Raw genomic sequence first — 5,378 nt, 5'->3', positions numbered from 1 at the left:
CCGCTCTTTAACAATTAAACAACCGATAAGTGTGGGCGCTTGATGCGAGTGCACAGTGATCGGGCCGGGTTTACCTGGTTTGATCGCAAGCACAAGAAATCAAGTGCTCACTAGAAGTGAAGTACCTTAGATGTCAAGTCTAAGAACATACCTCACTTCCTTTGAGTAGCGACGTATGACTCGGTTCTTCGGAACTAAGAAATACGAATTTATACAGAGATTAAACTGAAGAGTTTGATCCTGGCTCAGATTGAACGCTAGCGGGATGCTTTACACATGCAAGTCGAACGGCAGCGCGGACTTCGGTCTGGCGGCGAGTGGCGAACGGGTGAGTAATGTATCGGAACGTGCCCAGTAGCGGGGGATAACTACGCGAAAGCGTAGCTAATACCGCATACGCCCTACGGGGGAAAGCAGGGGATCGTAAGACCTTGCACTATTGGAGCGGCCGATATCGGATTAGCTAGTTGGTGAGGTAACGGCTCACCAAGGCGACGATCCGTAGCTGGTTTGAGAGGACGACCAGCCACACTGGGACTGAGACACGGCCCAGACTCCTACGGGAGGCAGCAGTGGGGAATTTTGGACAATGGGGGCAACCCTGATCCAGCCATCCCGCGTGTGCGATGAAGGCCTTCGGGTTGTAAAGCACTTTTGGCAGGAAAGAAACGTCGCGGGCTAATACCCCGTGGAACTGACGGTACCTGCAGAATAAGCACCGGCTAACTACGTGCCAGCAGCCGCGGTAATACGTAGGGTGCAAGCGTTAATCGGAATTACTGGGCGTAAAGCGTGCGCAGGCGGTTCGGAAAGAAAGATGTGAAATCCCAGAGCTTAACTTTGGAACTGCATTTTTAACTACCGAGCTAGAGTGTGTCAGAGGGAGGTGGAATTCCGCGTGTAGCAGTGAAATGCGTAGATATGCGGAGGAACACCGATGGCGAAGGCAGCCTCCTGGGATAACACTGACGCTCATGCACGAAAGCGTGGGGAGCAAACAGGATTAGATACCCTGGTAGTCCACGCCCTAAACGATGTCAACTAGCTGTTGGGGCCTTCGGGCCTTGGTAGCGCAGCTAACGCGTGAAGTTGACCGCCTGGGGAGTACGGTCGCAAGATTAAAACTCAAAGGAATTGACGGGGACCCGCACAAGCGGTGGATGATGTGGATTAATTCGATGCAACGCGAAAAACCTTACCTACCCTTGACATGTCTGGAATCCTGAAGAGATTTAGGAGTGCTCGCAAGAGAACCGGAACACAGGTGCTGCATGGCTGTCGTCAGCTCGTGTCGTGAGATGTTGGGTTAAGTCCCGCAACGAGCGCAACCCTTGTCATTAGTTGCTACGAAAGGGCACTCTAATGAGACTGCCGGTGACAAACCGGAGGAAGGTGGGGATGACGTCAAGTCCTCATGGCCCTTATGGGTAGGGCTTCACACGTCATACAATGGTCGGGACAGAGGGTCGCCAACCCGCGAGGGGGAGCCAATCCCAGAAACCCGATCGTAGTCCGGATCGCAGTCTGCAACTCGACTGCGTGAAGTCGGAATCGCTAGTAATCGCGGATCAGCATGTCGCGGTGAATACGTTCCCGGGTCTTGTACACACCGCCCGTCACACCATGGGAGTGGGTTTTACCAGAAGTAGTTAGCCTAACCGCAAGGGGGGCGATTACCACGGTAGGATTCATGACTGGGGTGAAGTCGTAACAAGGTAGCCGTATCGGAAGGTGCGGCTGGATCACCTCCTTTCAGAGCTTAGTGCTCGTGTTAAGCGTCCACTCTTATCGGTTGTTTGATATAGCTGGGATCGGTTGTGGGCTTGGGTAGAGGGATTCCTCCCTGTGTCCATGACTTCTGACTACTGATCCGAGAAGGTTTTGGGTCTGTAGCTCAGTCGGTTAGAGCACCGTCTTGATAAGGCGGGGGTCGTTGGTTCGAATCCAACCAGACCCACCAGGTATTCGCAGGGCGCGGTAAGCGTCGTGGGATATGGGGGTGTAGCTCAGCTGGGAGAGCGCCTGCTTTGCAAGCAGGATGTCATCGGTTCGATCCCGTTCACCTCCACCACTGATTGACGAAGGTTGATCGCCTGGTGAGAAGTAGAGGCTAACTCATAGCGTCGTGTGCAGATTGCAGACGGTTTTATGAGTTAGGTTTTACCTGACAGCTATATTTGTTCTTTAACAATCTGGAAGAAGCACAACAAAATGTGCTCATCGAGTAGTCAGCTTAGCTGATGAAGATGGGTACGGGTTGTGATTGCATTAATTTTGTTCCAAGTTCTCAAGACTGAAGTGAATAACTTCAGACTGCTTTGAAACTTATGAACGGCACAAACGCTAATACTCAGGTCCTATAGCCTACAGCGTTATAGGATCAAGCGACTAAGTGCATATGGTGGATGCCTTGGCGATCACAGGCGATGAAGGACGTAGTAGCCTGCGAAAAGCTGCGGGGAGCTGGCAAACAAGCTTTGATCCGCAGATATCCGAATGGGGAAACCCACTCCGCAAGGAGTATCCCTGACTGAATACATAGGTCAGTGGAAGCGAACCGGGTGAACTGAAACATCTCAGTAGCTCGAGGAAAAGAAATCAACCGAGATTCCGAAAGTAGTGGCGAGCGAAATCGGAAGAGCCTTTACGTTTTAGCATTCAGGATAATCGAACGGGATGGAAAGCCCGGCCGTAGCAGGTGATAGCCCTGTAGATAAAATCTTGAGTGTGGAACTAAGCGTAAGAAAAGTAGGGCGGGACACGTGAAATCCTGTTTGAAGATGGGGGGACCATCCTCCAAGGCTAAATACTCGTGATCGACCGATAGTGAACCAGTACCGTGAGGGAAAGGCGAAAAGAACCCCGGAAGGGGAGTGAAATAGATCCTGAAACCGTATGCATACAAACAGTAGGAGCCTCGTAAGGGGTGACTGCGTACCTTTTGTATAATGGGTCAGCGACTTACATTCAGTGGCAAGGTTAACCGAATAGGGAAGCCGTAGCGAAAGCGAGTCCGAATAGGGCGATTCAGTCGCTGGGTGTAGACCCGAAACCAGATGATCTATCCATGGCCAGGTTGAAGGCACGGTAACACGTGCTGGAGGACCGAACCCACTAATGTTGAAAAATTAGGGGATGAGCTGTGGATAGGGGTGAAAGGCTAAACAAATCTGGAAATAGCTGGTTCTCTCCGAAAACTATTTAGGTAGTGCCTCAAGTATTACTGCAGGGGGTAGAGCACTGTTATAGCTAGGGGGTCATGGCGACTTACCAAACTATGGCAAACTCCGAATACCTGCAAGTACAGCTTGGGAGACAGAGCACCGGGTGCTAACGTCCGGACTCAAGAGGGAAACAACCCAGACCGCCAGCTAAGGTCCCGAATTATCGCTAAGTGGGAAACGAAGTGGGAAGGCATAGACAGTCAGGAGGTTGGCTTAGAAGCAGCCATCCTTTAAAGAAAGCGTAATAGCTCACTGATCGAGTCGTCCTGCGCGGAAGATGTAACGGGGCTAAGCGATAAACCGAAGCTGCGGGTGTGCACTTTGTGCACGCGGTAGGAGAGCGTTCTGTAAGCCTGCGAAGGTGGCTTGTAAAGGCTGCTGGAGGTATCAGAAGTGCGAATGCTGACATGAGTAGCGATAAAGGGGGTGAAAAGCCCCCTCGCCGTAAGTCCAAGGTTTCCTGCGCAACGTTCATCGGCGCAGGGTGAGTCGGCCCCTAAGGCGAGGCAGAGATGCGTAGCTGATGGGAAGCTGGTTAATATTCCAGCACCGTCGTACAGTGCGATGGGGGGACGGATCGCGGAAGATCATCAGGGTGTTGGATGTCCCTGTTGCTGTATCGAAGATGGCGCTTAGGCAAATCCGGGCGCGTAAATCAAGGGTATGGCACGAGCGAGCATAGCTTGCGAAGTGATTGGAAGTGGTTCCAAGAAAAGCCTCTAAGCTTCAGCTGTACGAGACCGTACCGCAAACCGACACAGGTGGACGGGATGAATATTCCAAGGCGCTTGAGAGAACTCAGGAGAAGGAACTCGGCAAATTGATACCGTAACTTCGGGAGAAGGTATACCCCGGTAGTGTGAAGCGCCTGCGCGCTTAGCATGATGGGGTCGCAGAGAATCGGTGGCTGCGACTGTTTATTAAAAACACAGCACTCTGCAAAGACGAAAGTCGACGTATAGGGTGTGACGCCTGCCCGGTGCCGGAAGGTTAAGTGATGGGGTGCAAGCTCTTGATCGAAGCCCCGGTAAACGGCGGCCGTAACTATAACGGTCCTAAGGTAGCGAAATTCCTTGTCGGGTAAGTTCCGACCTGCACGAATGGCGTAACGATGGCCACACTGTCTCCTCCTGAGACTCAGCGAAGTTGAAGTGTTTGTGATGATGCAATCTACCCGCGGCTAGACGGAAAGACCCCATGAACCTTTACTGTAGCTTTGCATTGGACTGTGAACCGGCCTGTGTAGGATAGGTGGGAGGCTTTGAAGCGTGGTCGCTAGATCACGTGGAGCCATCCTTGAAATACCACCCTGGTTTGTTTGCGGTTCTAACCTTGGTCCGTTATCCGGATCGGGGACAGTGCATGGTGGGCAGTTTGACTGGGGCGGTCTCCTCCCAAAGTGTAACGGAGGAGTTCGAAGGTACGCTAGGTACGGTCGGAAATCGTGCTGATAGTGCAATGGCATAAGCGTGCTTGACTGTGAGACTGACAAGTCGAACAGGTGCGAAAGCAGGACATAGTGATCCGGTGGTTCTGAATGGAAGGGCCATCGCTCAACGGATAAAAGGTACTCTGGGGATAACAGGCTGATACCGCCCAAGAGTTCATATCGACGGCGGTGTTTGGCACCTCGATGTCGGCTCATCTCATCCTGGGGCTGTAGCCGGTCCCAAGGGTATGGCTGTTCGCCATTTAAAGAGGTACGTGAGCTGGGTTTAAAACGTCGTGAGACAGTTTGGTCCCTATCTGCCGTGGGCGTTGGATACTTGACGGAGCCTGCTCCTAGTACGAGAGGACCGGAGTGGACGTACCTCTGGTGTACCGGTTGTCATGCCAATGGCATTGCCGGGTAGCTAAGTACGGAAGAGATAACCGCTGAAGGCATCTAAGCGGGAAACTCGTCTGAAGATTAGGTATCCCGGGGACTTGATCCCCCTAAAGAGTCGTTCGAGACCAGGACGTTGATAGGTCGGGTGTGGAAGCGCAGTAATGCGTTAAGCTAACCGATACTAATTGCTCGTGAGGCTTGATCCTATAACACTGATGGTTATGACCTGGTGTATAGCGTATACAAGTGTCGTTCAATACAAAATCTGGCTGCCCCGTCAGCAGCCAGCCAACATCGATTACAACCCGAGTGCGCGATCATCGAGA

Annotated in this window: 2 tRNA genes and 2 rRNA genes; all 4 read left to right on the top strand. The window is 52.2% G+C overall.

Going from position 1 to position 5,378, the window contains the following annotated elements:
* Positions 1 to 222 precede the first annotated feature (222 nt).
* The 4 genes from AC6LJ5_RS29825 to AC6LJ5_RS29810 all read left to right on the top strand — a co-directional run bounded on the left by AC6LJ5_RS29825 (position 223) and on the right by AC6LJ5_RS29810 (position 5,258).
* Positions 223 to 1,753: ribosomal RNA gene (locus AC6LJ5_RS29825) — 16S ribosomal RNA — on the top strand.
* Positions 1,754 to 1,883: 130 nt separating this feature from the next.
* Positions 1,884 to 1,960 (top strand) — tRNA-Ile (locus tag AC6LJ5_RS29820).
* Positions 1,961 to 1,995: 35 nt separating this feature from the next.
* A tRNA-Ala gene (locus AC6LJ5_RS29815) sits at positions 1,996 to 2,071 on the top strand.
* A 307-nt stretch (positions 2,072 to 2,378) separates the two neighbouring features.
* Positions 2,379 to 5,258: ribosomal RNA gene (locus AC6LJ5_RS29810) — 23S ribosomal RNA — on the top strand.
* Together the 16S and 23S rRNA genes with 2 tRNA genes alongside form the textbook arrangement of a ribosomal RNA operon.
* Positions 5,259 to 5,378 lie beyond the last annotated feature (120 nt).

Source organism: Achromobacter sp. 1011791174, from assembly GCF_059760925.1.
Note: the sequence above shows the minus strand (reverse complement) of the source record. Positions and strands in the feature narration are given on the sequence as shown.